Annotated in this window: 22 protein-coding genes; 11 read left to right on the forward strand and 11 right to left on the reverse strand. The window is 42.8% G+C overall.

All coding sequences use genetic code 11. The annotated features are described in order from the left end of the window. The first annotated feature begins 43 nt into the window (after positions 1-43). A complete protein-coding gene (locus tag H6G05_RS14115; RefSeq protein WP_190578780.1) occupies positions 44-502 on the forward strand; it encodes a DUF4332 domain-containing protein in 459 nt (152 codons plus the stop codon). Between the two features lie 370 nt (positions 503-872). Here H6G05_RS14115 and H6G05_RS14120 read toward each other — a convergent pair whose 3' ends face one another. Next, the gene (locus H6G05_RS14120; protein ID WP_190578781.1) at positions 873-1,373 is read right to left on the reverse strand and encodes a phosphoribosyltransferase; all 501 of its coding nucleotides are present in this window, start codon (positions 1,371-1,373) and stop codon (positions 873-875) included. 198 nt (positions 1,374-1,571) lie between these two features. Between H6G05_RS14120 and H6G05_RS14125 the strand changes: the two genes are divergently transcribed. After that, positions 1,572-3,293, forward strand: coding sequence for a diflavin flavoprotein (locus tag H6G05_RS14125; protein ID WP_190578833.1), 1,722 nt, complete (start codon positions 1,572-1,574; stop codon positions 3,291-3,293). A gap of 88 nt (positions 3,294-3,381) precedes the next feature. On the opposite strand, the gene H6G05_RS14130 is transcribed toward H6G05_RS14125, so the two are convergent. The 5 genes from H6G05_RS14130 to H6G05_RS14150 all read right to left on the reverse strand — a co-directional run bounded on the left by H6G05_RS14130 (position 3,382) and on the right by H6G05_RS14150 (position 8,002). Continuing rightward, positions 3,382-3,861: a DUF29 domain-containing protein gene (locus H6G05_RS14130; protein ID WP_190578782.1), complete on the reverse strand. Its 480-nt coding sequence runs from the start codon at positions 3,859-3,861 to the stop codon at positions 3,382-3,384. Between the two features lie 71 nt (positions 3,862-3,932). Then, on the reverse strand, positions 3,933-4,676 hold the full coding sequence (uppS, locus tag H6G05_RS14135; RefSeq protein ID WP_190578783.1) for a polyprenyl diphosphate synthase: 744 nt from the start codon (positions 4,674-4,676) through the stop codon (positions 3,933-3,935). Beyond that, positions 4,673-5,560, reverse strand: a complete 888-nt coding sequence (gene cdaA, locus H6G05_RS14140) for a diadenylate cyclase CdaA (RefSeq protein ID WP_190578784.1) — start codon at positions 5,558-5,560, stop codon at positions 4,673-4,675. The genes uppS and cdaA overlap by 4 nt, the downstream gene beginning before the upstream one ends. Before the next feature lie 285 nt (positions 5,561-5,845). Continuing rightward, on the reverse strand, positions 5,846-7,276 hold the full coding sequence (lysA, locus tag H6G05_RS14145; RefSeq protein ID WP_190578785.1) for a diaminopimelate decarboxylase: 1,431 nt from the start codon (positions 7,274-7,276) through the stop codon (positions 5,846-5,848). Positions 7,277-7,480: 204 nt separating this feature from the next. Continuing rightward, positions 7,481-8,002: a cofactor assembly of complex C subunit B gene (locus tag H6G05_RS14150; protein ID WP_190578786.1), complete on the reverse strand. Its 522-nt coding sequence runs from the start codon at positions 8,000-8,002 to the stop codon at positions 7,481-7,483. Between the two features lie 305 nt (positions 8,003-8,307). On the opposite strand from H6G05_RS14150, the gene H6G05_RS14155 reads away from it, so the two are divergent. Further along, positions 8,308-10,512 carry a GumC family protein gene (locus H6G05_RS14155; RefSeq protein ID WP_190578787.1) on the forward strand — a complete coding sequence of 735 codons (2,205 nt, stop codon included), beginning with the start codon at positions 8,308-8,310 and terminating at the stop codon, positions 10,510-10,512. A 44-nt stretch (positions 10,513-10,556) separates the two neighbouring features. On the opposite strand, the gene H6G05_RS14160 is transcribed toward H6G05_RS14155, so the two are convergent. After that, positions 10,557-11,690 (reverse strand): cob(I)yrinic acid a,c-diamide adenosyltransferase, encoded by a 1,134-nt coding sequence (locus H6G05_RS14160; RefSeq protein ID WP_190578788.1) that lies wholly within the window; start codon positions 11,688-11,690, stop codon positions 10,557-10,559. Between the two features lie 141 nt (positions 11,691-11,831). On the opposite strand from H6G05_RS14160, the gene H6G05_RS14165 reads away from it, so the two are divergent. Next, entirely contained in the window at positions 11,832-12,404 is a 573-nt protein-coding gene (locus H6G05_RS14165) for a hypothetical protein (protein ID WP_190578789.1), read from the forward strand. A gap of 34 nt (positions 12,405-12,438) precedes the next feature. Here the strand turns inward: H6G05_RS14165 and H6G05_RS14170 are convergent, their stop codons facing one another. Both H6G05_RS14170 and H6G05_RS14175 read right to left on the reverse strand, forming a co-directional pair. Continuing rightward, positions 12,439-12,996: a pentapeptide repeat-containing protein gene (locus H6G05_RS14170; RefSeq protein ID WP_242025511.1), complete on the reverse strand. Its 558-nt coding sequence runs from the start codon at positions 12,994-12,996 to the stop codon at positions 12,439-12,441. A 321-nt stretch (positions 12,997-13,317) separates the two neighbouring features. Further along, positions 13,318-13,770, reverse strand: coding sequence for a DUF29 domain-containing protein (locus tag H6G05_RS14175; RefSeq protein ID WP_190578790.1), 453 nt, complete (start codon positions 13,768-13,770; stop codon positions 13,318-13,320). Positions 13,771-14,124: 354 nt separating this feature from the next. On the opposite strand from H6G05_RS14175, the gene H6G05_RS14180 reads away from it, so the two are divergent. The 7 genes from H6G05_RS14180 (at position 14,125) to H6G05_RS14210 (ending at position 24,479) form a co-directional block, all read left to right on the forward strand. Beyond that, positions 14,125-16,839 (forward strand): valine--tRNA ligase, encoded by a 2,715-nt coding sequence (locus tag H6G05_RS14180; RefSeq protein ID WP_190578791.1) that lies wholly within the window; start codon positions 14,125-14,127, stop codon positions 16,837-16,839. A 134-nt stretch (positions 16,840-16,973) separates the two neighbouring features. Continuing rightward, complete coding sequence (gene larE, locus H6G05_RS14185; RefSeq protein ID WP_190578792.1) at positions 16,974-17,795, forward strand: ATP-dependent sacrificial sulfur transferase LarE; 822 nt, start codon at positions 16,974-16,976, stop codon at positions 17,793-17,795. A gap of 776 nt (positions 17,796-18,571) precedes the next feature. Beyond that, positions 18,572-19,684 (forward strand): septal ring lytic transglycosylase RlpA family protein, encoded by a 1,113-nt coding sequence (locus tag H6G05_RS25385; protein ID WP_190578793.1) that lies wholly within the window; start codon positions 18,572-18,574, stop codon positions 19,682-19,684. Positions 19,685-20,214: 530 nt separating this feature from the next. Beyond that, entirely contained in the window at positions 20,215-21,792 is a 1,578-nt protein-coding gene (locus H6G05_RS14195) for a bifunctional pantoate--beta-alanine ligase/(d)CMP kinase (RefSeq protein ID WP_190578794.1), read from the forward strand. Positions 21,793-21,803: 11 nt separating this feature from the next. After that, positions 21,804-22,400: an LptA/OstA family protein gene (locus H6G05_RS14200; protein WP_190578795.1), complete on the forward strand. Its 597-nt coding sequence runs from the start codon at positions 21,804-21,806 to the stop codon at positions 22,398-22,400. Between the two features lie 94 nt (positions 22,401-22,494). Then, positions 22,495-23,223: an LPS export ABC transporter ATP-binding protein gene (lptB, locus tag H6G05_RS14205; protein WP_190578796.1), complete on the forward strand. Its 729-nt coding sequence runs from the start codon at positions 22,495-22,497 to the stop codon at positions 23,221-23,223. Between the two features lie 68 nt (positions 23,224-23,291). Continuing rightward, positions 23,292-24,479: an LptF/LptG family permease gene (locus tag H6G05_RS14210; protein WP_190578797.1), complete on the forward strand. Its 1,188-nt coding sequence runs from the start codon at positions 23,292-23,294 to the stop codon at positions 24,477-24,479. Positions 24,480-24,506: 27 nt separating this feature from the next. Here H6G05_RS14210 and H6G05_RS14215 read toward each other — a convergent pair whose 3' ends face one another. Beyond that, entirely contained in the window at positions 24,507-25,085 is a 579-nt protein-coding gene (locus H6G05_RS14215; RefSeq protein ID WP_190578798.1) for a Uma2 family endonuclease, read from the reverse strand. An 87-nt stretch (positions 25,086-25,172) separates the two neighbouring features. Continuing rightward, a complete protein-coding gene (locus tag H6G05_RS14220; protein ID WP_190578799.1) occupies positions 25,173-25,817 on the reverse strand; it encodes a hypothetical protein in 645 nt (214 codons plus the stop codon). Between the last annotated feature and the right edge of the window lie 244 nt (positions 25,818-26,061).

Raw genomic sequence — 26,061 nt, forward strand, 5'->3', positions numbered from 1 at the left:
TCTTTTTAAGTCATAACATCATTTCCACAAAAAACATTGCAAAATGAAATTTTCCATAACTTCTCAAACTTGTACACCTTCAAACTTTCCGATTGACCAGTTACCCGCATTAAGTACGGAAGACTGCCAAAATCTCAAAGACCATGGCATCACAACTACTCGCGTTTTGCTGCAAAAGGCAGGTCGTAACAAGGCCCAAAAGGAAGAATTAGCGATCGCTCTTGGTGTGAGATTTCAGCTATTAACAAAATGGATGGCTTTCGCAGATTTGGCACGTATCCCTGCGGTGGGTTGTCAACATTGCGGGGCGATCGTGCATAGTGGCATCGTTTCGGTAGAACAACTTGCCCAGACTCCTCTCGATAAACTCCACAAACAAATCATGCGTTTACAGGTACAAAATTTTAACCGTGCTGATTTATGTCCTGATATTGGGGAGATGTCAATTTGGATCAAGCAAGCTCAACAACTTATGGCTAAGAAAATTAGGACTGCGAACTAGATAAAGTTTTAGTCACTTGCATTAAGACCAATGCAACCCCAAAAAGCGAGTGGCGGCGCGAAGCGCCGCCACTCGCTTTTTGGGGTTTATGTTCTAATACCAAAACACAAAATGGCTACGCCATTTTGTGTTTTTAAAACCCTTACTGGGTTTGGTTTTCGATTCACAAAAGTGTTGCCACACTTTCGTGAATTGGTATAACAAGACTGACGATCTAGATATATAGACGGCGTGAACCGCCGCTTATATATCTATAGCTATAGCCACCTGTATCAGGACAAATCAAAACCCAAATAGTGGGAGGCGGCGCGAAGCGCCGCCTCCCACTATTTGGGTTTTATGTCCTAACAAGAATGGCGACAGCTATAGATCAAGTTTGTAGGTCACTTGGACTTAGCTTTTCGTATTTCTCAAAGGGTTGGTGAATCCAAGGATTGTCGTCTAAGAAGTCCACATAATAGTCAGGCGGTGCTACTGAGCAAGCCTTAAACCATAAAACCGCCGATCGCACTTCCGTGATCGCAAACTCTTCATGCTGCTGGAGCCATTCGAGAATCCGCATTAGGGTTACACCTGAATCCACCAAATCATCAACGAGCAAGATCCTTTTGCCAAGCGTCGCCGTAGTCATGGTGATATTGCTAGCAATCGTTAATTTTCCTCTTTCCTGAAAATCTTTGCCACCATAGGAAGAGGTCGAGAGAATCGCCAGAGGCTTGTTATAAATCCGCGAAAGCATGTCACCAATGCGTAATCCCCCCCTTGCAAGACAGAGAATTTGATCGAATTCCCATTGAGATTGATAGATTTGAACTGCCAATTTCTCGATATTGGCGTGATATTCTTCCCATGAAACGTAAAGGTCTGACATAGTGGGGGATTTAGGTGATAATCCAAAAATTGGGTAAAGTTGTTTAGGGTCGCACCTAATTTTTAGGTGTTAGATAAGCTCTTATAGTATCAATTAGTACATCTAATTGGACTTGTCGAAAAGTAAGCATTAGACTGGAGGTAGTTGAAAATCAGATAGAGAGACAAGATCGTGGTAGCAGCTATTGAGATTCCTTCTATTGTAAGTGTTGCTGAAAAGTCGATTGAACGCCGACTCACCATCCAAGTTGCTGAAATTGCGGCAGACACGACCACTATTCGATCGCTTGATTGGGATCGCGATCGCTTTGATATCGAGTTTGGTTTGCAAAATGGTACGACCTATAACTCCTATATCATTCGTGGCGAAAAACTAGCTCTAGTTGATACATCCCACGCCAAGTTTCGTGAGCTATATCTCAATACTCTCAAAGAGCAAGTCGATCCTGCTCAAATTGATTATTTAGTAATTAGTCATACCGAGCCAGACCATAGTGGCTTGGTTAAAGAAATATTAGAATTAGCCCCCAATGTCACGGTGGTGGCGACCAAGGTAGCTTTGCAATTTCTTGGTGAGTTAATTAATCAGCCATTTAAGCAGCAAGTAGTTAAAAATGGCGATCAAGTTGATTTAGGGAATGGTCACATTTTGCAGTTTGTGAATGCGCCGAATTTGCACTGGCCAGACACGATGATGACCTTTGATTTGGGGACATCGATTTTGTATACCTGCGATATTTTTGGAATGCACTATTGCAGTGATGCGATTTACGATGAAAATTTAAAAAGAATTGCACCCGATTATCGCTTTTATTACGAATGTTTGATGGCTCCTAATGCGCGATCGGTCATTTCGGCAATGAAGCGGATGAATGACTTGCCACAGGCGGAAATCGTGGCAAATGGACATGGTCCCTTACTGCGCTATAACGTCAAAGAACTAACGGAAAACTACCGCCAATGGAGCCAAGCGCAAACTAAAGGCGAAACTAATGTTGTGGTTTGCTATGTGTCCGACTATGGCTATTGCGATCGTCTCTCCCAAGCGATCGCACGCGGGATCGCGAAAACTGGTGTAGCTGTAGAAATGGCAGATCTTAAAGCGATCGATTTACAGGAATTACGCGAACTTGTCGCCCATGCATCAGGTTTAGTCGTCTGCACACCACCAGCATCGAATACCCATGTAGAAACAGCGATCGGTGCAATCCTTGCCGCAGCTAGCGAAAAGCAAGTAATTGGGCTATACGAACCGCACGGCGATCAAGATTCATCGATTGATTTGTTAAATAATAGGTTTAAAGATTTGGGTGTAGTCACCGCTTTCCCTGCCATCAAGGTACGCGAAAATCCTAGCGAAGCTACCTATCAAACCTGTGATGAAGCAGGTACTGACTTGGGACAATTACTAACTCGCAAGCAAAATATCAAACAACTCAAGGCGATCGATGCAGATCTTGATAAAGCTTTGGGACGTTTAGCAGGTGGTTTGTATATTATCTCGGCAGCCAAAGGCGGCGCACGCAGCGCCATGTTAGCTTCTTGGGTTGCCCAAGCTAGTTTTAAACCTTTGGGCTTTACAGTTGCCGTGGCAAAGGATCGGGCGATTGAGTCGTTTATGCAAGTAGGCGATCGCTTTGTTTTGAACGTGCTTGAAGATGGCAATTATTCCAAGTTGATGCAGCATTTCCTCAAGCGATTTGCACCAGGGGCTGATCGCTTTGAAGGTGTCAAAACTCAGTTATCAAGCTTTGGCGCACCAATTCTTACTGATGCTCTTGCCTTTATCGAGTGTGAAGTAATGAGTCGGATGGAATGTAGCGACCACTGGATTATCTATGCGATCGCTGAGGAAGGTCGAGTGTCGAAACCTGAATCTCTCACCGCCGCTCACCACCGCAAAGTTGGTAATCATTACTAAAAAAGAGGGCGCTTCGCGCCCTCTTTTTGCAAGGCGCTTTGCGCCCTTTGTTTCAATAGGAACTAAAGGCGCTTTGCGCCTTTAGTTTTTAGTTGGGGTAAAAATCTTGATTAAAAACTTGAGCGAAAGTATAAGGGCATTCTGACGGTAAATCATTTTTATCCAATGGGGTCTCTTTAACGACTAGTGCGATCGCTTGTTTATATGACTTAGCGATCGCTTCTTCTAGATATGGCTTAAGGCTAGGATTTTCGTGAATAAGTTCGAGTATTTCATCTCGTTGCAAATCAATAGTAATTCTCCAACTTTTACCCCGCAGAGATGGCTGATATTGCCACTTGAGCAAATGCCCAATTAAAACTCCAAACCGATTTCGCAATTCCTGTTTTTGCTGTTTACCCAAAGACTCTATTTCCTCCGCGAGATTTTCTAGATCTAGCCCTTCTAACTTGCCGAGTCTAAGTAATTGAGCTTGTTCCTGTGTCCATGCGTAGAAATCTTGCTCGTATTGATCTTTAGCTTGTCTAGTTAATGGATAAACATCATTTAACTTGCTTGTATTCAACATGTTTCTTCTCCCTTGGCAGGATATGTAGCGTAACGGGCTGCCTATGCTTACAATATAGCGTTTTTGATTTTTTAAACTTTACCAAAGCGCCGATCTCGTTCTTGATAATCAACCAGCGCTCGATGAAACTCATGGCGATCGAAATCTGGCCAAAGTGTATTGGTAAAATACATTTCCGTATAAGCCATTTGCCAAAGTAAGAAATTACTCAAGCGCATTTCACCACTAGTCCGAATTAACAGATCAGGATTATGGTTTCCTGCGGTATAGAGATGTTGCTCAAATACATTTTCATCAATATTTTCAGGCTGAATTTCCCCCGCTAAAGTTGCTTCAGCAATTTGACGGCAGACTCTGACGATTTCGCGACGACTACCATAGTTGATCGCGACGGTAAAATGAATAGCTTGATTATTAGCCGTTGCAGTTTGAGATCGCTCTATTTCATTACGCAAGGACTTAGACAAAGAATCAAGATCACCCACAAAGGAAATGCGTACTCCTTCACGGCACATTTCCTCCAATTCACGGCGCAACATTCGCTCAAATAAGACCATCAAGAAATCAACTTCTTGAGCAGGGCGGCTCCAATTTTCCGTAGAAAAAGCATAGACAGTCAGTGCGGCAATTCCCCAATCTTTGCAACAGCGCAATAAATCCTTCAAGGCATCCACACCCTGACGATGACCTGCAATTCTGGGCATTCCCTTTTGCTTTGCCCAGCGTCCGTTACCGTCCATAATTACGGCTACGTGTTTAGGCAATCTTTGACGATCTAGGTCTGGAGGCAAGGTTTGTAATAGCTTTGCTGTCATTTCTTTTCTGACGATTTTCGACTTACCATATTTTTGAGAATTGAGTTTGACCAGAGCCAATTAAAGCGTGGTACTGTTCTTCCTAAGGTCGTTGGACGATAATTACCTAGTTTAGTTTCTAATATTTCTCTTAGACGACTACTGGAAATCGGACGATCTAATATGCCATTTTCCGCGATCGCAATCGATCCTGTTTCTTCTGAAACAACTATACAAAAACAATTTCTAACGCGATCGGTGATGCCCATCGCCGCACGGTGTCTAGTACCAATTTCACGCGAGGCGGCTCGTTCAGAAATTGGCAAAATCACACCTGCGGCCAGAATGCGATCTTCTCGAATCAAGATGGCTCCATCATGCAAAAGCGTTGAAGTTTGAAAAATTGTATGTAATAGCTCTTTTGATAATAAAGCGTTAAGTCTCACCCCTGGCACTGAAAAATCACGATCATCAATCGGTTCACCCGTCTCAATAATCATCAATGCTCCTGTACGGTTTTGCGATAGCTCAATTACAGCATCATTAATTTCTTCAATTACTGAGTCAGTTTCGACAGGTGTGCGCCGATTGGTTGTCGGTTGAATTAACGATAGTAAATCGCCGCGTCCCAGACGTTCTAAAAATCGCCTTAGCTCTGGTTGCAAAATTACCGCCATCGCCACGGCTGCGCCAATCAATAGTTTATCGAGGACAAAATTGAGCAATCGCATACCAAGGCGATCGCTCAATACACTTGCAATTAGTAAAAAGATGATCCCCCTCACCATCAATAGGGTGCGGCGATCGTTGCTGAGGGACAGCATGAAATAGATCAATCCCAATACCGCAAGGATATCGATCGCTCTCATAATGAATGCAATTGAGTTGATATTAAACCACTGCATTCATCGTCCTCTCACTCACAACTCAACTCCAACTACTTGTAATACCAAAACATAAAGCGGCTTAGCCATTTTATGTTTTTAAAACCCTTACTGAGTTTGGGTTTTAACCAATAAGACTTACACAAAAGAACGAAATTAGGGGCAGTTCATGAATAGCCCCTACAGACAAATGAGGCTTTCAGAACATTTTTGCTTTAGCTAACCAAATCAAGAAATGGCGTAGCCCTTTCTTGATTTGGCATAAAAAAACTTACTGGGTTTGGTTTTTAATTCACAAAAGTGTCATCACACTTTTGTGAATTGGTGTAATCTCTCAGGTAGACAATCTTGACGCAATAAATCCTCACGGGTTTCTCGTTTGATGATCAAACTAGATTCACCACTCCCCACAACTACCGCCGCAGGCTTTGGCAATCGATTGTAGTTGGAAGCCATGCTGTAATTGTATGCGCCTGTACCAAATACAACGAGAATGTCACCAGCCTTAGTCTCAGGCAATTGAATATCTTTAATCAAAATATCACCTGATTCGCAATGCTTACCTGCGATCGTTACAGTTTGCGACAAGGATGCACTCATCTGATTTGCCACCACAGCCCGATATTTTGACTGATAGGTAATTGGACGAGGGTTGTCCGACATGCCACCATCTACAGTGATGTAGGTGCGGATATCAGGAACCGTTTTGCTTCCGCCAATTGTATAGGCAGTTACACAGGTCGCGCCAACAAGCGATCGACCTGGTTCACAGAGTAGTTTGGGTAGCGCTAATCCTGCGGTAACAAAAGCATCGGTTACACCCGCACTTACAGTTTTGATCCAGTCTTCGATGCTAGGAGGATCATCAGACTCTACATAGCGAATCCCCAGACCACCACCAATATTTAGCTCAGAAAATTTCAGCCCGTACTTGTCACCTGCAAGTTTAAACCACTGCACCATCACGCCACCAATATCTTGATGTGGCTGCAACTCAAAAATTTGCGAACCAATATGGGCGTGGATACCAATGCAGTTGAGACTAGACTCAGCAACAAAAGCAAATACCGCTTCTATTTCATTGGGATCAAAGCCAAATTTACTGTCAATATGTCCTGTCTGAATATATTCATGGGTATGGCATTCAATTCCAGGGGTTAACCGCAACATTATGCGTGGTGCGTTAAAGCCAACTTCAAGGGATTGCTCTTGAGCGAGAAGAGCCAAAGTTTTTAGCTCATGCCAGTTATCTACCACAATGGTGCAGCCTGACTCTAAGGCATAGCTCAGTTCATCGGCAGATTTATTATTGCCATGAAAATAAATCAAGCTCGGCGAAACACCAGCCCGTAAAGCGGTCAAGATTTCACCTGCCGAAACAACATCAATGCCTAGCCCTTCAGAACCTACGATCGCACAAACCGCTAGACAACTCCAAGCCTTAGAAGCATATAAAACCTGAGCCTGTCCTTGATAATGCTTTGCAAAGGCATCTCGATATTGCTGGCAGGCTGTTCTAAGACTGACTTCGTCCAAAATATAGAGCGGTGAACCATATTGGCTCACTAAGTCCACTACATCACAACCACCTATTTCAAGATGATCTTTAGAATTAACTATGGCAGTAAAGGGCAGAAGCTGCTGATTAGGAGAAAGACTATCTAAACTGGAAGTAGTATTTTTCAGTGAATTCGTCACAACAGTCTCTGATTTTTGACTGGTTAAAACAGTAGTCATGAAGTACCAATGATTTTTTGTAAAACTTTCTAATATCCATTATAAAAAATAGCGGCAATTTTATTTGGAAAGCAGCAATAAAGCTAACAATTTTAGTTCCTAAGTACTTGTCCAAAAAATTACCTAAACTTGTAAAACTTCGTTCCTGCGGGACGAAACTTTACAAGTTTTTGTTTGTGATGATTCACAAACAAAAACACACTTTTAAACGTCTATTTTTTCTAGCTTGAGCGATCGCTGTAACTCTTCGATCTCATCTTTATGGGCGCGTACTTTCAGTCTTGTCTCAGGTAAAAGTTGCAAACTAACTAAACGTTCGCGAGGAGTACCACGCCAATAAAACACACCCGCAATTGGAGAAAAGATCAGCAGCCATAACCACAGATTCTCTAAGTCAGGGATTAAAATACCCAACACTACACCCAGACAAATTAAGCCAACTGCTGCGAGTATTGTCATAAATATTGCCAAAAAAAGACTTGGCTTGACTTGCCCAGAGAGGGTCGCGACATCTCGCACAGGATCAATCTCAATGACTTTGTAAGCTCTCTGCTGAAAATGATCGCGCACTTGCTTCAATAGGTGATCGTCCGTAATTTCTTCTACAGTGAATAGTGCATCAGTTGTGCGATCGCGGATTGAGCCACGTAAAAAAGAAATTAATCCAAAAAACAACAGGATTGTTAGGAACAAGGTAGAGTATATTGTCGGAATAGTTGCAGGCATTCGGGCTGAGATGTTATGGGGTTTGGTTACAGTCTAATCAATCACTTATATTATAAGTATTATTAAGTAAGTAGACATACTTACAGTGCTTTGCGCTCAAACCCAACCCAAGGGATGTTTTGAAAGTGTTGCTTGGCAACACTTTCAAAACATCCCTTGAGGTTCGGCAAATGTAATAGACTTCGCTAAAAAGAATTGCTGATACTCAAATTATAAATTTGATATATCATCCTGATTTTGATATAAAGATTAACGATTAAACGATTAAGAGTTTAACGATTAAAGCTACTTAGGTAAAAACAACGATGACTGAATATCCTAAAGCTACCTATGTAGGCAAGTATGTTGATGATTCGTTTAAGCTTGCCAAATTTTTTAGAGTACTCCGCAAGCGTTGGATCGTCATCGTCGCTGTCTCGGTCACGGTGTTTGCTGGAAATACTTACTACACATTTACCAAAACTCCACAATATCGCTCAAGTGCTTCGCTTCTAGTTAACTCGACGATCGCAGTGTCAGATATTCAACTTCCGGGTTTATCCCCTAGCTCTCTGGTTAATCTTGGTACAGAAGTCGCCATCCTAGAGAGCCGCCCTCTAATTGAAATTGCTGTTTCAAAAATGCAGCAATCTCCTTCAGCGCTCTCCTTCAAAGACCTTGACCCTTTGACGATCATGAACGGATTAGATATCCGACCTGAAAAAGATACGATGGTTCTGCGTCTTACCTATACAGATAGCGATCCGAAGCGAGCGCGAGAAGTTTTAACAGCATTAACCCAAACTTACGTTGAATATAGCTTAAAAGATCGCCGTACTAAGTCCAGTACTGCGATTAAATTCATTCAAGACAAACTGCCACAGGTTAAGCAGCAACTTGATAAGTCGGCTCTAGCAGTTACCCAATTCCGTAAGACTTACAACATCGTTGATCCTGACACCTATGCCGCCTCCGTTTATAAAATGCGTGAGGCGCTCGAAAATCAAGCTCAAGATTTACAAATCAAAATTGCTCAAGTTCAACAACAGTATGAAGTTCTTAGTCGCCAAGTTGGTAAATCTCCAGAAGCAGCGCTCGGTAGTGCGATTTTGCAACAAGATACGCCTTATCAATCCTTAGTCAAACAATTTCAAGAAGTTGAGACTAACTACTTTTTAGAGCGAACTCGATTTCGTGAAGATCATCCTACTGTGATTGCACTTAAAGATCGTCGTGATGAACTCTATCGGTTGCTGGAGACTCGTGCTCAGTCGGTAGTTGGCGTACGCGGCAATACGACAAATATTACTAATGAACCCAATAGTGTAATTCAGCAAAACCTAGCTTCCCAGTTATTTGATGCTCAAACTAACCTTGCCGTAAGTCAAGCGCAACTAGAGAGCATTCGTAATGCCCAGTCTGAAGTTGCTAATGCTTTTTCTAAGATTCCCCAGATACAGCAAAGATATGTGGAAATTCAAAGACAACTTGCCCTTGATACCTCAACCTACAATAAGCTGAGTGAAAAACTAGAGGAATTAAGAATTGCTGAGGCTCAAGAAATTTCATCATGGAAAGTTTTAGAGCCGCCTCTTATTCCGATCAAACCCTCTTCTCCAGATATTGAGAGGAGTTTGATTACTGGAGCAATTTCTGGAATAGCATTAGGAATCTTATTTGCTCTATTACTCAATCGCTTAGATCAGCGCATTCGTGAAGTGGAAGAAGTAAGGGAAATGATTGATATTCCTCTACTTGCTTCCATTCCAATGACAGAAATATCCTCATTAATTCCAGCAAGTAGTCAAGGTATACTGCCCTCTAGTAGTTACTATGCTTTTAAAGAGGCGCTGGGTTCTCTGGCTTTAAATTTGCGTTACTTGGGGACTGACGACACGATGAAGGTGATCGCTTTCACTTCGTCTGTACCTTCTGAAGGTAAGAGTACTTTGACTTATAATCTTGCTAACATTCTAGCGGCTCTGGGACATAGAGTTCTCTTAATAGATGCCGATATGCGAAAGCCAACTATTCATAAGTTAGCGAGACTAAGTAATAAAGTGGGTTTGTCTACAGCTTTAGCTACACTTAGTCCATGGCAGGATCTGATTCAGGCAGGATCTGATCTTGGTAATTTGCATGTTTTAACGTCAGGTTCTCTCCCTCCAAACCCTATGTTATTGCTAGAGTCTAATAAGATGGCAACGCTATTTCAGGAATGGAGAGAAGAGTATGACTATGTATTAGTTGACACTCCACCCGTCATTGGTATAACTGATGCTCAATGTTTGACCTCAAAGGTTGATACATTTATTTTGGTAGCGGCGATTAATCGTTCAACTAGAAGTGGGATCTCCCGTGCATTAGAGATTTTATCGACAGCAAGAGCTAATGTTTCTGGTTTGTTGATTAATATGATTGGTTCCTCTGATAGTGAATATCACTATGGCTACTATAATCACTACTATCTGAATGCCTCAGAAGCGGAAGAAGAGGAATCTGATACGGAAGTAGAAGTCATCGAAAATTAAGCCTAAAGAGAATGTCTGCGGCGCTTTGCGCCGCAGACATTCTCTTAAAAATCTACACCACGTTTGAGGTCTACGCCTTTCTCGGCATAGTGCTTGTGGCAGACCATTTCAGAATGTACAGATGCAAGGTCAAAGTAAGCGGGTTGATTAAGACAACGCCCTGTAATGATCACTTCAGTGTCGCGGGATTTTTTGAGTAAAGCTTGGCAGATTGGCTCGACGGGTAGTAAATCCAGATCAACCGTGGGATTAAGTTCGTCAAGAATGATTGTTTTGTAAAGCCCTGAAGCGATCGCTGCTTGAGCAATTTCCCAACCACGTTGAGCTTCGATGCAATCCATTTCCTGCTGTTGACCGCGCCAAACGATCGCATCACGTCCACAGCGTTGATGATCGATCACATGGGGATAGCCACGTTTAAGGGCAGCGATCGCCGCATCTTCGGTATAGCCCGCACCGCCCTTGAGCCATTGCATAATCAAAACACGGTGCGATAAATCGCGGCTAATGCCTGTACCGATCGCCTTGAGTGACCTTCCTAATGCTGAAGTGCTTTTACCTTTACCAGCGCCTGTATAAATCTCGATCCCTGTCACATCATATTTTTCGGCATGGGCATCATCATGCGATCGCATTTCTGAATGCAGGTCGGCAATATCGATCAGCGATTGTGGTGCGCCGCGCCCTGTGCAGATTACTTCGAGATGAGGTGGTTTATGTTTTAAATCTTTAACGACACGATCAACGGGGATTAGTCCTAAATCGAGAACGGGATTAATTTCATCGAGAACTACTACCGAGTACAGTCCTGAAGCCATTGCCCCTTTAGCGATCGCCCAACCACGTTCGGCTTCTTGGCGATCGAAAGGTGTGACATGCTCGGCATCAAAAAACTCAGAGCGACCAGTCCGCACATGATCGATTAAGTGAGGAAATCCCTGTTGCAATGCGGAAATTGCGGCATCTTCCGAATATTCACGCTCGGAGCCTTTAAGAAAGCGCAATAACAAAATTCTTGTGCCGAAGGGTGATGAATCAGACATGCCTAAGCCAAGCGATCGCAACACTACGCCCAAGGCTGCCTGTGATTTACCTTTGCCTGTTCCGTCATAAACATGGATTTGTCCGATCTCACGTTCGGGACGCACCTGTGCGGTCATGATGCCTATCGCTGCCATGTCTTTATCTAAGCTCGTTCATTTCTCATTCATTGTGATTATATCGAAAACCAAAGGATCTAAAGATGTCACAAAGCTCCACCCTTGATCCTTTGGTACAGAATGCTAAAATCTACATCTTAGAACCAATATATTTGTGTCATGAGAAAATTTGCAACGCGATCGCTAATTACCCTTGCAGCTATGACCACCACAATGATAGCTGTAGCTACAGCAGTGCGATCGCAGCCTAAGACCAACACAACACCAAACCCAACAACTTCAGTCGAGATTACGCGACCAGAGAAACCAGCAATTCCTTCAGGCAAAAAAGCTAGTTTCGTCAAAATGTTTGAAGATATTGCGATCTCCCCGAAATTTACACCCAAGGAAATCGAACTGCGGGGCATCAGTGGTGGCGGAGTTGAAACTCAAAAAAAATCAGGGCGCAAAGTTACCGAGACAGGTGACTGCATTGGGTTTGTTGACGCAGAACCCGATCATAAAATCACCCTGACCAAGCCATTTCGCTCTCTAAAAATGCAAGTCAAAAGCTCTGGCGATACAATTCTGCTAGTGCGCGGACCTGGGGGCAGTTGGTGTAGTGACGATGTTAGCGATCGCAACCCAGAGATTGGCGGCGACTGGCTAGAGGGAACCTATGAAGTATGGGTTGGCTCCTACGAGGAAAACACCTCTTTTCCTTACTTACTGCAACTTACAGAGCAACCATAAAACAATTATGGGCGGCGCTTCGCGCTGCCCATAATTAAATTGGACAACCTAAAGTTTGGCGACTGTCATTTTTGGTGAATGGATGCGTACCACTCGCGATCGTACAAAGATATAGACGAGTGCGATCGTCCAAATTCCGAACACCCGTAAACTCTGTATCCGCACAGGTTCGCAAATTCTTGAAAATTGTACCCCGCAAATTTGTACCCCGTAGATTAGAACCCTTCATAATTGCGCCTGTAAAATCAGCCTCTATCAAATTTGCACCACTAAAATTAGTGACACTGAGATTAGCCCGAATAAATTTACTATTAGAAGAGTTTGACCAAGTTAAATTTGCCCAACTTAAATCTGCATCCGAAAAATTGGCTCCCCTGAGTAAAGCACCCCTCAAATTAGTCTCAATCAAATTCGCCCCTGTCAAATTTGCCTCAATTAAATTAGCGCTACTCAGATCAGCTTTATTTAAGGTCGAGCCACGCAAATCAATACCAATTAAGACAACACTGCGTAGTTGAGCGTTACTGAGATCTATGTTAGAAAAGTTACGTTGTCCCTGTCTATATAGTTCCAACAGTTGCGCGACTTCCAAAGCGGTTACTCCTAACAAAATGGTATTGCTTAATTATCTTGAGTTACTGCCAATAAAAATATAGCGATCGCCAGCAACTAGCAAATTTATTTGAAAATTTCGGTCTGGGCTAAAATTTTAGCTTACTTTAAGCTTTCATCTCAAGCCAAAATCATAAAAGCCGCTTATAACAACGTGATAAGGAATGAAAATTAATTAACTTGTGCAATTAAAACCAAAATTTGTTGGGGCGGGCTTCGCCCGCCCCAACAAATTTTGGTTTTAATTAATTTTCATTCCTAATAATTAGTGTCTACTAAATGCGATCGCTATTCCCAAAAATCAATCCCAAAAATCAACATTGAGCATTGTGTCGATATCGCGACCAAATTGCCATGTATCTGGGAATTGGTATTCAGGATATTCAATCTTGATCCGCTTTAAGGAAGTTTCAAAGCAATCATCAAACATTTTTAAGAAGTGACGCTTGAGGCTAGGTGACTGCCTTAGCAGCGTTTTTAGTTCATCGCGTTGCTCGAATATTGTTAACAACCAGCCTCGATAACAGTCAGGCATATCAACATAGCATCGTTTCAGAATATGTTCGATCAACCTTTTGAGCCTAGTTTCTACCTCACGCTTATTACTACCTGACAAACCCTCTAACTCCTCTATTAAATTTTCGACATCAAGATTGTGAAAGTCACCCGCCTTTAATTGGGCGATCGCAGTCTCTAGCCATAGATCAAGATCGCGATCGTACAAAGATAATGATGGTGCAATTGCTTGAGTCATATTGCCTCATTTGATTTTTGGTTATAAATTCTACATGAATAGCCTTAGGAAAAATTTAGCTACTCCCTTCCCAGTCTACAACTAGACCTTGGTGATGCGGCACTTCGCGCCGCATCACTAAGGTTCTAATGTCGCGTCTATGCAATACCATCAGGGGCTTTCCTATGGTCTGGAAAACACTATAAGATATAAGCTAAATATAAATTTTAATTACAGCGATTTCCGAGCAAACGAAGCAAGAGATTTTTAGAAAGTGATGCTTTGCAACACTTTCTAAAAATCCCTTGCTTCGGGTCTGAACGCAAAGCGTTGTAAGTTGCCCATTACTTTTGTCTAAATTTTCAGTAACCCGCTATGAGTACGACCGAGCTTCCCAAACAATATAATCCTCTCGAATCTGAAGCCAAGTGGCAAAAATATTGGGAGGAAAGTGGCGTATTTGTAGCAGCCAGCGAAAGCGAAAAAGAACCATACTGCATCATGATTCCACCACCCAATGTCACGGGCAGCTTACATATGGGTCATGCTTTTCAAGAGGTATTAATCGATATCCTGATTCGCTATCATCGGATGCGTGGGTTTAATGCCCTGTGGTTACCTGGTACAGATCACGCCAGCATTGCTGTACAGACGATTCTCGATAAACAGATCAAAGCTGAAGGCAAAACCAATCAAGAGATTGGACGCGAAAAGTTTTTAGAGAGAGCATGGCAATGGAAAGCGGAATCGGGCGGTACGATTGTTTCGCAGTTGCGGCGCTTAGGTGTATCCGCTGACTGGACTCGCGAACGCTTCACTATGGATGAAGGCTTATCAAATTCTGTCACCGAAGCCTTTGTCAAACTTTACGAGGCTGGCTTAATTTATCGGGGCGAATATCTAGTTAACTGGTGTCCCGAATCACAATCTGCTGTATCTGATCTAGAAGTTGATAGTAAAGAAGTAAATGGTCATCTCTGGCATTTTCGCTACCCATTAGCCGATCGCTCTGGACATCTAGTAGTGGCGACTACCCGACCAGAGACTATGTTGGGTGATACGGCTGTGGCTGTAAACCCTGAAGACGATCGCTACAAGCATCTAATTGGCAAGACGATCATGTTGCCGATCATGAATCGCGAGATTCCGATCATTGGCGATCAATATGTCGATAAAGCCTTTGGCAGTGGTTGCGTCAAAATTACACCTGCCCATGACCCTAATGACTTTGAGATGGGTAAACGTCATCAGCTTCCCTTGATCAATATTCTCAATAAAGATGGCTCGATCAATGAGAATGGAGGCGAGTTCCAAGGACAAGATCGCTTTGTAGCGCGTAAAAACGTCGTAGCAAAGCTTGATCAATTGGGCTTACTGGAAAAAATTGAAGACTATACTCATACTGTTCCCTATTCAGAGCGTGGCAAAGTACCTGTAGAACCATTGCTCTCAATTCAGTGGTTTGTGAATATTAAGCCCCTATCAGACTTTGCACTACAACAATTTGACAAGCAAAACTCGCCCACCTTCGTACCCGATCGCTGGGGGAAGGTTTACCGAGATTGGCTGATCCGCCTTAAGGATTGGTGTATTTCCCGTCAACTATGGTGGGGGCATCAGATTCCTGCTTGGTATGCACCCGATGGCACAATTTTTGTGGCGAGGACTGAGACTGAGGCATATACCCAAGCTAAGGCGAAATTTGGTGAAGATGTAACTTTAGAACGCGATCCAGATGTACTTGATACATGGTTCTCATCTGGTTTATGGCCATTCTCGACTTTGGGCTGGCCAGAGCAAACACAGGACTTTGAGACTTTTTATCCCACAAGTGTTCTAGTTACTGGGTTTGACATTATTTTCTTCTGGGTGGCACGGATGACGATGATGGCAGGCTATTTCACGGGCAAGATGCCTTTCCACACGGTCTATATTCATGGACTGGTACGCGATGAAAACAATCAGAAGATGTCCAAATCCAAGAATAATGGCATCGATCCGTTAGTTCTCATTAATAAATATGGAACTGATGCATTGCGCTATTCACTCGTTAAAGAAGTAACAGGCGCAGGACAAGATATCCGCCTTGACTACAATCGTAAAACTGACGAATCGACTACCGTAGAGACAGCCCGAAACTTTGCCAATAAGCTTTGGAATGCTTCACGATTTGTAATGATGAATCTCAACTTGGAGCGGGGCTCCGCCCCGCTCCAAGTTGAGAATTTAGAACTTGCCGATCGCTGGATTTTGTCGCGTTACTACCAGACAGTTTTGCAAGTGCGTGAACAACTTGATGCATATAGTATGGGCGAAGCAACCAAAAGCCTGTATGAGTTTTTCTGGGGTGATTTCTGTGATTGGTATATTGAGCTAGTTAAGTCACGTTTACAGGAAACTGCCGCCCCTACTTCTCGCGCCACCGTGCAGCAAACTCTTGCCTTTGTCCTCGATGGGATTTTGCGCTTATTACACCCATTCATGCCCCACGTCACTGAGGAAATCTGGCAACTACTTACCTACGGTACAAGTGAACCATCGAGCGATCGCCCAGTACTTGCGATTCAACCCTATCCCGAAGTTGACACCACCCACATTAATGAAGCATTAGAAGAACAGTTCAAGTTAATCATTGGCACAATCCGCACCATTCGAAATCTTCGCGCTGAAGCTGAGATTAAGCCTAGTCTGAAGGTGAAGGTGATTTTACAATCCGACAGCGATCGCGAAAGAGCATTACTAGAAGCAGGACAAAGCTATATTCTTGATCTGGCGAGGGTTGAGGATTTGGCAATTGTGGCAACAGTCGATGAATCCGTGACCGAAGAGGCGATCGCAGGTGTTGTTGGTACGGTACAGGCGATCGTGTCGTTAGTCGGTGTTGTAGATATTGCCCAACTGATTGCCAAGCTAGAGCGCAGTCTCAAGAAATTAGAAGGGGCGATCGCTTCTAGCCAAGGTCGTTTAAACAATGAAGGCTATGTCAAAAAAGCTCCCCCTGACGTGGTGGCAACTGCCCGTGCAGAATTGGAAGAATCCTTGAAACAACAAGAGATTCTGAAAGCGCGTTTAGCTCAGTTGCAAAAATAAATTAGTGATTCCCTAGATCTGCCTGCCCAGATCTCCGACTTTTTCTTTGCAGCCAAAGATTAATTGTGTTAGTCAAAGAAAAAGTCGGAGATCTCAATCTCTCAGCAACTGCAAGTAATAATTAATTTATTGAGATGTTAAACGCTACCCTATCCGACAAGCTCGATCGCTTACGTCAAATATTTAATGAGTCATCGCGAGTACTGGTAGCTTACTCAGGCGGTATTGATAGCACCCTTGTCGCCAAGGTTGCCTTTGATGTTTTAGGCGATCGCGCTTTAGCAATTACTGCTAATTCACCATCATTATTACCCGCCGATCTTGCTGCGGCTCAAGTACAAGCGGAATTTATGGGACTCAAACATCAAATCGTCCAAACCGACGAGATGAATAACCCCAACTACACCTCCAATCCAATTAACCGTTGCTATTTCTGCAAAAGTGAACTACACGACACCCTCAAGCCATTGGCGAAAACCATGGGCTATAGCTATGTTGTCGATGGCTTAAATGCTGATGATTTGCAAGATTATCGACCAGGAATTCAAGCGGCAAAAGAACGCGGCGTGCGATCGCCTCTTGCCGAAGTAGGTATTAGCAAAATCGAAGTCCGTATGTTATCGCAATATTTAGGAATGCCTTGGTGGGATAAGCCTTCGCAACCATGCCTCAGTTCGCGATTTCCCTATGGCGAAGAAATAACCATTGAGAAATTACGTCGCGTAGGCAATGCCGAACAGTATCTACGCGATCGCGGCTGGAAAGGTGATATCCGAGTGCGATCGATGGGTGATACGGCAAAAATCGAAGTGTCAAGCGATCGCCTGCTCGAATTTATGAACTTTATGGCGATCGCGGATCTGACTAAAACCTTTCGTGAATATGGATTCAGTCTAATTACTTTAGACTTAGAAGGATTTCGGAGCGGAAAGCTAAATGATGCGATCGCTTTTTAATTCGCAAAAGTGTCGTCACACTTTCGTGAATTGGTATAAATCAAAAAAAGAGTCTGCACTTTGGGCAGACTCTTTTTTGGTAAAACATCCTGATTTTTTGAAGATTTTTGAAAAAGTTTCTGTTGATTGATTAAAAATTCTTATACTTTATCTCTAAGTGTTTTGCTTAACTTCTTAGTTATTCTGAGTCAGTTACGATTTTTTTAACGCAAAAATCTAAATTTAGTTCAAATCGAACATATTTATCAAAATAATTCTAAACGGCTTCTGTAAATTTGTTTTTTGTATCTACCTTTAGATTGATTTATTGCAATTTCTGACACTTTATTTCTGAGATCACGTCTTCATAAGGTTTACATACGAACAAAACTCAAGAGGAATTGTCAACCAAACTGAAATTTTCTTGTATATTGAGTCGTTATGCATATAAAACTTATTTGACAGCAAAAATACCTACTTCTAAAGGCATACTTTTATGGATATTTTTTTGTAACTATTGGCACAAAGTTCCATTTTTATAAAGAATTCTAATGAGAAAGAAGCAAAATTTCAATTTTAAGTAAACAAGAAAGTCTGTAAGCTTTTCACAGCAAGGATTTGACAGGTAAATTATTGTCATTTTGAATAACCATGTTAATCTGAACAACATAAACAAATTTATTAATGTTTTCTCTGTAATTAGCGAAACTACTTATTAATAATTTTGTTTTTAACCCTTTAACAGTCAAGCTTTCATCAGTAATTTTTAGTCGTTTATCTTCTTTTCTGCTTTACCTATGCTTAATTGGAACTGGAGCTACACTCTCTCTACCTCAGTAGTAGCTCTTGCTATCGTCTCAAGTCTTGCTAGCCATAGCGCACAGGCTCAAACAGGATCTCAAACAGAAGTCACAGCTACTAATGTATCTACTTCTCTATCTAACTCTTCTAATTCTTTAAAGGTTGGCGAAACGCGATCGCAAGCATTAATTAGAACCAAAGATGATTCGATCGCTCGCATCCATACCCACAAATTAAATGGCAAAAATGCTGCCACAGTCTACGTCCGTGGTATTCCTGTAGTTACTTATATTGAATCTGAAGAATCTGCCAAATCAGTTTCAGAAAATAACTCCTCCGACACATCAAAAACTAAAAGCGAAATTAAGGGCGAAACTAAAAAGAACTCTGAATCCCTAAAGCTAACAACCAGTCCTACTAATCTAGCCCCTAGTAACTCAGATAGTCCCGCCAAATCCGCCGATGATAGCTCTGAAAATCTGCTAACTTCAGCAAACCCTGTCGAAAGAGCTACCGCTGCCGCCGCCCTGATTAATCAACTTAATCGTGATGGTCTCGACGCAAATAAAATTATCCCAGCTTGGAAAAATGGCAACTATGTGATCAAATTAGGCGATCGCGCCATGTTGAAATTTGATCAGCAAGCAGTTTTCCCAGAATCTCTGCAAAATCAAACACAGGATGTTTTAGAGTCAGCAAATTTGCTGCGCCGCCTCCTTGGAGGTGCTAATCCTGTACTAGAGGTTGTCAATGCTCCCAGACCTAAGGTTGCAGCTAGATCCGCCTCGACACCAGCATTAAACAATCGCATTGTTGGCGTAATGTCTGGCATGGCTTCATGGTACGGACCTGGTTTTGATGGAAACTACAGTGCTAGTGGAGAAATCTTTAATGCTAGTGAGTTAACCGCAGCTCATCCTAGTTTGCCCTTTGGTACTTTGGTAAGGGTGGTTAACATGGATAACAACCAGTCAGTAGTAGTGCGAATTAATGATCGTGGTCCCTATGCCCATGGTCGGGTGATTGATATCTCCACAGCAGCCGCTAATGTTATTGGTCTAATTTCTTCAGGAGTTGCTCCTGTCAGACTCGAAATATTGTCTAAATAATCATCAATCCTCACCATGAAACCGATATTGGTGTTTCTAGCACCAAGGCGGTTGAAACATCAATATCGGTTTTTTGAAAGCCTATTGAGGCTTTGAGTAGTACAGATAAATTTTGGGAAGCGTTGCTCCGCGCCGCTTCCCAAAATTTATCTGGGCTTTAATTAAGCGCAAAGCGCTGTAATAATCCCAATTCACGAAAGTGTTTCCACACTTTTGTGAATTAAAAACCAAACCCAGTAAGAGTTTTATAGCTGTCGCCATTCTTGTTAGGACATAAAACCCAAATAGTGTGAGGCGGCGCTTCGCGCCGCCTCACACTATTTGGGTTTTGATTTGTCCTGATACAGATGGCTATAGCTATAAAATCAGAAAATGGCTCCGCCGTTTTTTGTTTTGGTATAAAAATTGTGCTAAACAACAAAAAGAGAGTGCTTTGCATTTTCTTTTTGCATGATTCTTTATAAAAAGCATAGTCATCTCCTACCTGAGACGGCTATGCTTTTTATAGTAATTTCGTTGAGGTTGATTGCTTGACACAGCTATTTACTACGATCGCTTCTTTGCGTAATTACTTAAAGACCCAAAAAGCCCAACAGTCCGTAGGACAATTATCTATTGGGCTTGTACCGACTATGGGGGCTTTGCACATTGGGCATTTAAGCCTAATTGATCGGGCTAGAACTGAAAATGCTTGCCTAGTTGTCAGTATTTTTGTCAATCCTTTGCAATTCGGGGCGGGTGAAGATTTTGAGCAATATCCACGCACTTTAGAGCAAGATCTCCAACTTTGTGAAAATGCAGGAGTTGATGCAATTTTTGCGCCAGAGCCTCAAGAGTTGGGGCTAAATGACATTAGCAAAATAACCCAAGTTATCCCACCACCAGCAATGACCGAGATTTTGTGTGGGCGATCGCGGGTTGGGCATTTTCAAGGTGTAGCCACAATCGTGACCAAGCTCGTGAATGTAGTACAACCTGATCGCGCTTACTTGGGTAGCAAAGATGGGCAGCAACTAGCGATTATTCGGAAACTGGTGACTGATTTAAACTTGCCTGTGGAGATTATTGGCTGTCCGACAGTGCGAGAACCAAGCGGCTTAGCCTACAGTTCCCGTAATCAGTACTTGTCCAGCAAAGATCGGGTTTTAGCAGCCCATATTTATCAAAGTCTACGGCAGGCTCAGCAGCAATTTTTTCTTTGTTATGAACTTTGTTATCCAGACCAAATTATCGAAGCAGCACAAAATTATTTAGCGAAGCTCCCTGAAATTAATCTAGAGTATATTGAGTTAGTCGATGCCAAGACCTTGCAACCATGTACTCAAATTACTTCTGAAGCAGAGTTAATGCTCGCGATCGCGGCTCGAATTGAAAATACACGCTTGATCGATAATATTTTGCTGAGTCATACTATCACCCCTAGAAAACCGATCATTGCGATCGATGGGCCTGCAGGTGCGGGCAAATCCACGGTTACCAAACAAGTTGCCAATAAATTAGGTTTGTTGTTTTTAGATACGGGCGCTATGTATCGTAGTGTTACCCTTGCTGTGTTACGCGAAGGTATTGATTTACGAGAGCAAGACAAAGTACAAGAGATCGCCGCCAGCTCAAAAATTCAACTATTTGCTAATCCGATCGCAGGTAAGCCGATGCAGGTGCTGCTCAATGGCGAAGATATCACTACGGAGATTCGCACCCCTGAAGTTACCGCCAATGTTTCCGCGATCGCCGCCCAAGCCGCCGTCCGTGAAATTTTGGTAAGGCAGCAGCAACTGATCGGGCAGACAGGTGGTGTAGTGATGGAAGGGCGAGACATTGGAACCCATGTATTTCCTGATGCAGAAGTTAAAGTATTTTTGACTGCTTCGGCAGAAGAGCGAGCCAAACGTCGTCAAGCCGATCTGATTGCTCAAGGTCAGGTCGCCCCCGACCTCGCTACCCTTGAGCATGAAATCCAAGAACGCGATCGCAAAGACTCCACCCGCGACCATTCACCTCTAACTCAGGCTGAAGATGCAACTTTAGTCAATACGGATGGTCTAACTATAGAAGAAGTGGTCGCAGCCATTGTAAATTTGTATGAACAAAAGGTACAAAACCTATGAAGCCATTAAGCATGATTTACCAATCGCTGTTGCAAGGAAAAGGGAAAAAGGAAAAAGGAAAAAGTCATAATCAATCACCAATTACTAAATTGTTTTTAATTGCAATTCCAGTTTTGGCGATCGCCTCTAGCTCCTTACCATCAATCCAAGCCCAAACTAATACAGCCTTGACAATCCGTGCTGATGTCCAAGAAGCAAACTCAAACACGGGTGTGGTTACGGCAACTGGCAATGTCAAAATGAGCTATCCCGCCCGACAGATTGATGCGATCGCTGAGCAAGCACAATATTTTTCTAAGGAGCAGCGTGTAGTTTTAACAGGCAATGTGATTGTTACCCAAGAAGGTGTCAATAGCATCAAAGCTCAAACTGTCACCTATCTCGTCAGTGAAGGTAAATTTGTCGCGTCACCTCCTGCTAATCAACAGGTCGAAACTATCTATGTAGTACCAGATCGAGATGTTGCTAATACGCCTGCAACTTCAGCAACGCCCGTAACCCAGATCAAACCTGCCTTTAAAAAACAGCAAGTCAGTCCACCCACGGCGACCAATTCTCCTCAAAAGTTACAATCAAAACCACAGGAAATTATTCTTGATGGTAAGTAGGATCAATTACGAATTACAAATTACGAATTAATAATTCGTAATTTGTAATTCGTAATTAATTAATTATTAATTACCACCAACTATCAACTAAGTAATGCAAATCTCCCTTGATAACGTTAGTAAAAACTACAGTGGTCGGCAGGTGGTTCAGCAAGTGAGCCTCACCGTTAAGCAGGGGGAAATTGTTGGACTGCTGGGACCAAATGGTGCGGGAAAAACTACATCGTTTTACATGGCAACAGGGTTAATTCAGCCCGATAGCGGCAGTATCTGGCTCGATCAACAAGATATTACCCGTTTACCAATTCACAAAAGGGCGCGGATGGGCATGGCTTACCTCGCCCAAGAAGCTACCATCTTTAGACAATTATCGGTGCGTGATAATTTGCTACTGGTGATGCAGCAAACCAACGTCCCCAAGAAATTACAAGTGCATCGACTGCGTACCTTGTTAGAAGAGTTTCGTCTGACCAAAATTGCTGATACGATGGGAATTCAAGTGTCGGGGGGAGAGCGTCGGCGTACTGAAATTGCGAGAGCGTTGGCGGTTGGGCAAGAAGGGCCCAAGTTTATCTTGCTAGATGAACCCTTTGCGGGTATCGATCCCATCGCTGTTAGTGAAATTCAGACAATCATCAGCAACTTGCGCGATCGCAATATGGGCGTGTTAATTACGGATCATAATGTTCGCGAGACTTTAACAATTACCGATCGCGCTTATATCATGCGTGAAGGCGAAGTTTTTGCTGACGGCTCTAGTCGAGAATTAGCGGATGATCCTGATGTCCGCAAATATTATCTCGGTGATAAGTTTCATTTTTAATTATTTTTGCAACACCTACGGTATTGCAAAAATAATTAACCCAAAAACCTGTAATCTCGATAAAGGAAATGGCAACCTTACAAACGACTCAACCAAGGAAAAAAGTTACAAACGTGTCGCTAGGATGGCTACCGAGATTGTCGATCATGGATCGCTATTTATTCACGCAGATGCTAACCCCATTTTTGTTTGGGGTGGGTGCATTTTCCTCCGTGATTCTAGCGATCGGCTCTCTATTTGAACTGATTCGCCTAATTACTGATGCAGGATTAAGCGTATTAACAGCGTTTCAGATTTTTGGTTACCAAATCCCAGGCTTCATGGTGTACTCATTCCCGATGTCGATGTTGTTAGCAACATTGCTCTCCTATAGCCGCATGTCGGGTGATGGGGAGACAACGGCTTTACGCAGTTGTGGGGTAAGCGCTTACCGTTTAGTTGCACCTGCATTGGTGTTAAGCCTATTTGTCACAGGCATGACCTATGTATTTAATGAGGCGATCGTTCCTGCGGCAAACTGGCAATCACGCAGTACATTACGAGCGGCTCTAAATCAAGAGAATGTGCAGTTTAAAAGCCAAGATATCTTTTATCAACAATATGGAGAAGTGCCGCAGGAAGATGGCACAACAAAGCAGGGCTTAGTGCGAAGTTTTTATGCACGTAGCTTTGATGGTAAAGAGATGCGTGGCTTAACGGTTTTAGATTTTTCGCAAGGACAGCTTCAACAAATTCTTGCCGCTGAGTCTGCGGTTTGGATTCCTGAGCAAAATGTTTGGAGATTTAGCAAAGGCACAACCTATCTGGTGGGGCCAGATGGTAATTACCGCAGTATCCTCCGCTTTGATGATCAAAATCTGCAATTACCTCGCGCCCCGCTTGACGTAGCACAAGAGCAGCGTAGTGCTGAAGAAATGAATATTGCTGATATTCGCCGTAATATCGATTTGCTCAAGCAATCTGGCAATACTAAGGAAATCCGTAAGCTAGAAGTCAGACTTGAACAGAAGTATGCTCTGCCGTTTATCTGTGTGGTCTTTGCCATCGTTGGTGCATCTCTAGGAATGCGTCCTCAGCGCACTGGTGCGGCGATCGGATTTGGACTGAGTGTGTTAATTATTTTTGGCTATTATCTCTTGCTATTTATCTGTGGCGCTCTCGGTCAAGTGGAATTTCTCTCACCGATCGCAGCTGCATGGATGCCTAATTTAATTGGGATCACGGCTGGCTTGATTATTCTCGCTCGTGTTACATAAGAATAAAGATGATGCAAAGCGCCACCTTTATTCTATTTTTTGCTCAAATTGAATTTGTTGATATAGATCGCTAACGGCTATTTCAACGTTTACAGATTTGAGAAATAGGAAATCGCCCAAACCATATTCAAAAAGCACCCATTGCCCTTGCTCATTACGCTGAAATACTTCCACCATTGGTTGCTCAACTTGCACTAATACATATTCTTGCAAAGTCTCAAACTGGCGGTATTGCGAAAACTTGAATCCACGATCATAGGCTTCGGTTGATGCTGAGAGGACTTCGATAATCAGACAAGGAAATGAGACGACCAAACTATCAGTGCGATCGCGTTCATCGCAGGTAACCACCACGTCTGGATAAAAATATTTGCGTTTGGGTTTTACCTGTACTTTGACATCAGCGATATAGACTTCGCAGAGACGATCAGTGAGGGCGTTATCCAATGTTTTAAGAAAATTAACTGAAACTCGATTGTGGTCACGAGTGCCGCCAGCCATAGCGATCACTTCACCATCACAAAACTCATGGCGCATTTCTTGGGTTGATTCCCAAGCTATATATTCTTCGTAAGTCATCAATAAGCGATCGGGTAAAGCAACCATAATTTCCAGCAGTAGGTAGTGGTTATAGATTTAATTTTAACTTCACCGAAAACGCAAAAAGGCAACGCGAAGCGTTGCCTTTTTGCGTTATTTCTTTTTGGTAGATTTGCTCACAGGAACTTCAACAATCGCATCCTCAATTTCCGTTACAGTTTCTTCCTCATCAGCATTCTCTGCAACTGCAACAGGTTCGGGATCAGCAGTAAAGTCCCCAGAAGTCGTCTCTACAGCTACACTTTCGACAGGAGCTTTAACTTCTGCATTAGGAGACTTAAGGGCTTCATCAAGGATTTGACGCGCATTTTCAGCTTGCGATCGCGCATCCAGAAATTTCATATTAAGCTGAGCAAAACTTTTGAGGGTTTTAAAACCTTCCTTAAGACTATTGATTTGCTCCTCAGTGACAATCTCATCGCTAAATAAAATATCGATTTGCGATCGCACTTGCATCGCATCAGAACGCAGTTCTTGCACTTTGATTTTGAGCGTTGCCAAGTTGTTTAGGACTTGCACCGCTTGAGTAATAGGATCTTCACGATCTTCAGACATGGAAAGTTCTCTCACTTCGATAAATTGGTCGGGACTAAAGCCATCGGCAAGATCAGTATCAAGTTTGCCTGAGTCCATCAGTTCCATTAGCTCTGCCATCGCCTTTTCACGCGCTTTTGGCGAATCTTTGCCAGCAACGGTTAAGACAACTTCGGGACTCTGGGCAAGGGTATAGCGTGCCATATTTTTTAACTTACATTAGTTTATAAATAAATAAGCGGTAAACCTATGCAAATCAAGGCTTTTCCAAACTATTTATTGTTTTTAATTGTTGAATTACGATCTTAACTTGTTTTTAGCAAGAGAGTTCGCATAGCGAACTCTCTTGCTAAAAACAAAAGTTAAGCCCAAAGTTACGCTTTGTGTCTCATGCGATCGCCAAATCAAGTCCGCTAAGATTCATGGTCTAGATAGAATTACGCCAAAA

This window comes from Phormidium tenue FACHB-1050 (genome assembly GCF_014696925.1).
GTDB lineage: Bacteria > Cyanobacteriota > Cyanobacteriia > Pseudanabaenales > Pseudanabaenaceae > Pseudanabaena.

Bases quoted from the DNA above. Each gene is read 5' to 3' on its own strand.
- H6G05_RS14115 (WP_190578780.1), top strand. From the start codon at position 44: ATGAAATTTTCCATAACTTCTCAAACTTGTACACCTTCAAACTTTCCG.
- H6G05_RS14120 (WP_190578781.1), bottom strand. From the start codon at position 1,373: ATGTCAGACCTTTACGTTTCATGGGAAGAATATCACGCCAATATCGAG.
- H6G05_RS14130 (WP_190578782.1), bottom strand. From the start codon at position 3,861: ATGTTGAATACAAGCAAGTTAAATGATGTTTATCCATTAACTAGACAA.
- uppS (WP_190578783.1), bottom strand. From the start codon at position 4,676: ATGACAGCAAAGCTATTACAAACCTTGCCTCCAGACCTAGATCGTCAA.
- cdaA (WP_190578784.1), bottom strand. From the start codon at position 5,560: ATGCAGTGGTTTAATATCAACTCAATTGCATTCATTATGAGAGCGATC.
- lysA (WP_190578785.1), bottom strand. From the start codon at position 7,276: ATGACTACTGTTTTAACCAGTCAAAAATCAGAGACTGTTGTGACGAAT.
- H6G05_RS14150 (WP_190578786.1), bottom strand. From the start codon at position 8,002: ATGCCTGCAACTATTCCGACAATATACTCTACCTTGTTCCTAACAATC.
- H6G05_RS14155 (WP_190578787.1), top strand. From the start codon at position 8,308: ATGACTGAATATCCTAAAGCTACCTATGTAGGCAAGTATGTTGATGAT.
- H6G05_RS14160 (WP_190578788.1), bottom strand. From the start codon at position 11,690: ATGGCAGCGATAGGCATCATGACCGCACAGGTGCGTCCCGAACGTGAG.
- H6G05_RS14165 (WP_190578789.1), top strand. From the start codon at position 11,832: ATGAGAAAATTTGCAACGCGATCGCTAATTACCCTTGCAGCTATGACC.
- H6G05_RS14175 (WP_190578790.1), bottom strand. From the start codon at position 13,770: ATGACTCAAGCAATTGCACCATCATTATCTTTGTACGATCGCGATCTT.
- H6G05_RS14180 (WP_190578791.1), top strand. From the start codon at position 14,125: ATGAGTACGACCGAGCTTCCCAAACAATATAATCCTCTCGAATCTGAA.
- larE (WP_190578792.1), top strand. From the start codon at position 16,974: ATGTTAAACGCTACCCTATCCGACAAGCTCGATCGCTTACGTCAAATA.
- H6G05_RS25385 (WP_190578793.1), top strand. From the start codon at position 18,572: ATGCTTAATTGGAACTGGAGCTACACTCTCTCTACCTCAGTAGTAGCT.
- H6G05_RS14200 (WP_190578795.1), top strand. From the start codon at position 21,804: ATGATTTACCAATCGCTGTTGCAAGGAAAAGGGAAAAAGGAAAAAGGA.
- lptB (WP_190578796.1), top strand. From the start codon at position 22,495: ATGCAAATCTCCCTTGATAACGTTAGTAAAAACTACAGTGGTCGGCAG.
- H6G05_RS14210 (WP_190578797.1), top strand. From the start codon at position 23,292: ATGGCAACCTTACAAACGACTCAACCAAGGAAAAAAGTTACAAACGTG.
- H6G05_RS14215 (WP_190578798.1), bottom strand. From the start codon at position 25,085: ATGGTTGCTTTACCCGATCGCTTATTGATGACTTACGAAGAATATATA.
- H6G05_RS14220 (WP_190578799.1), bottom strand. From the start codon at position 25,817: ATGGCACGCTATACCCTTGCCCAGAGTCCCGAAGTTGTCTTAACCGTT.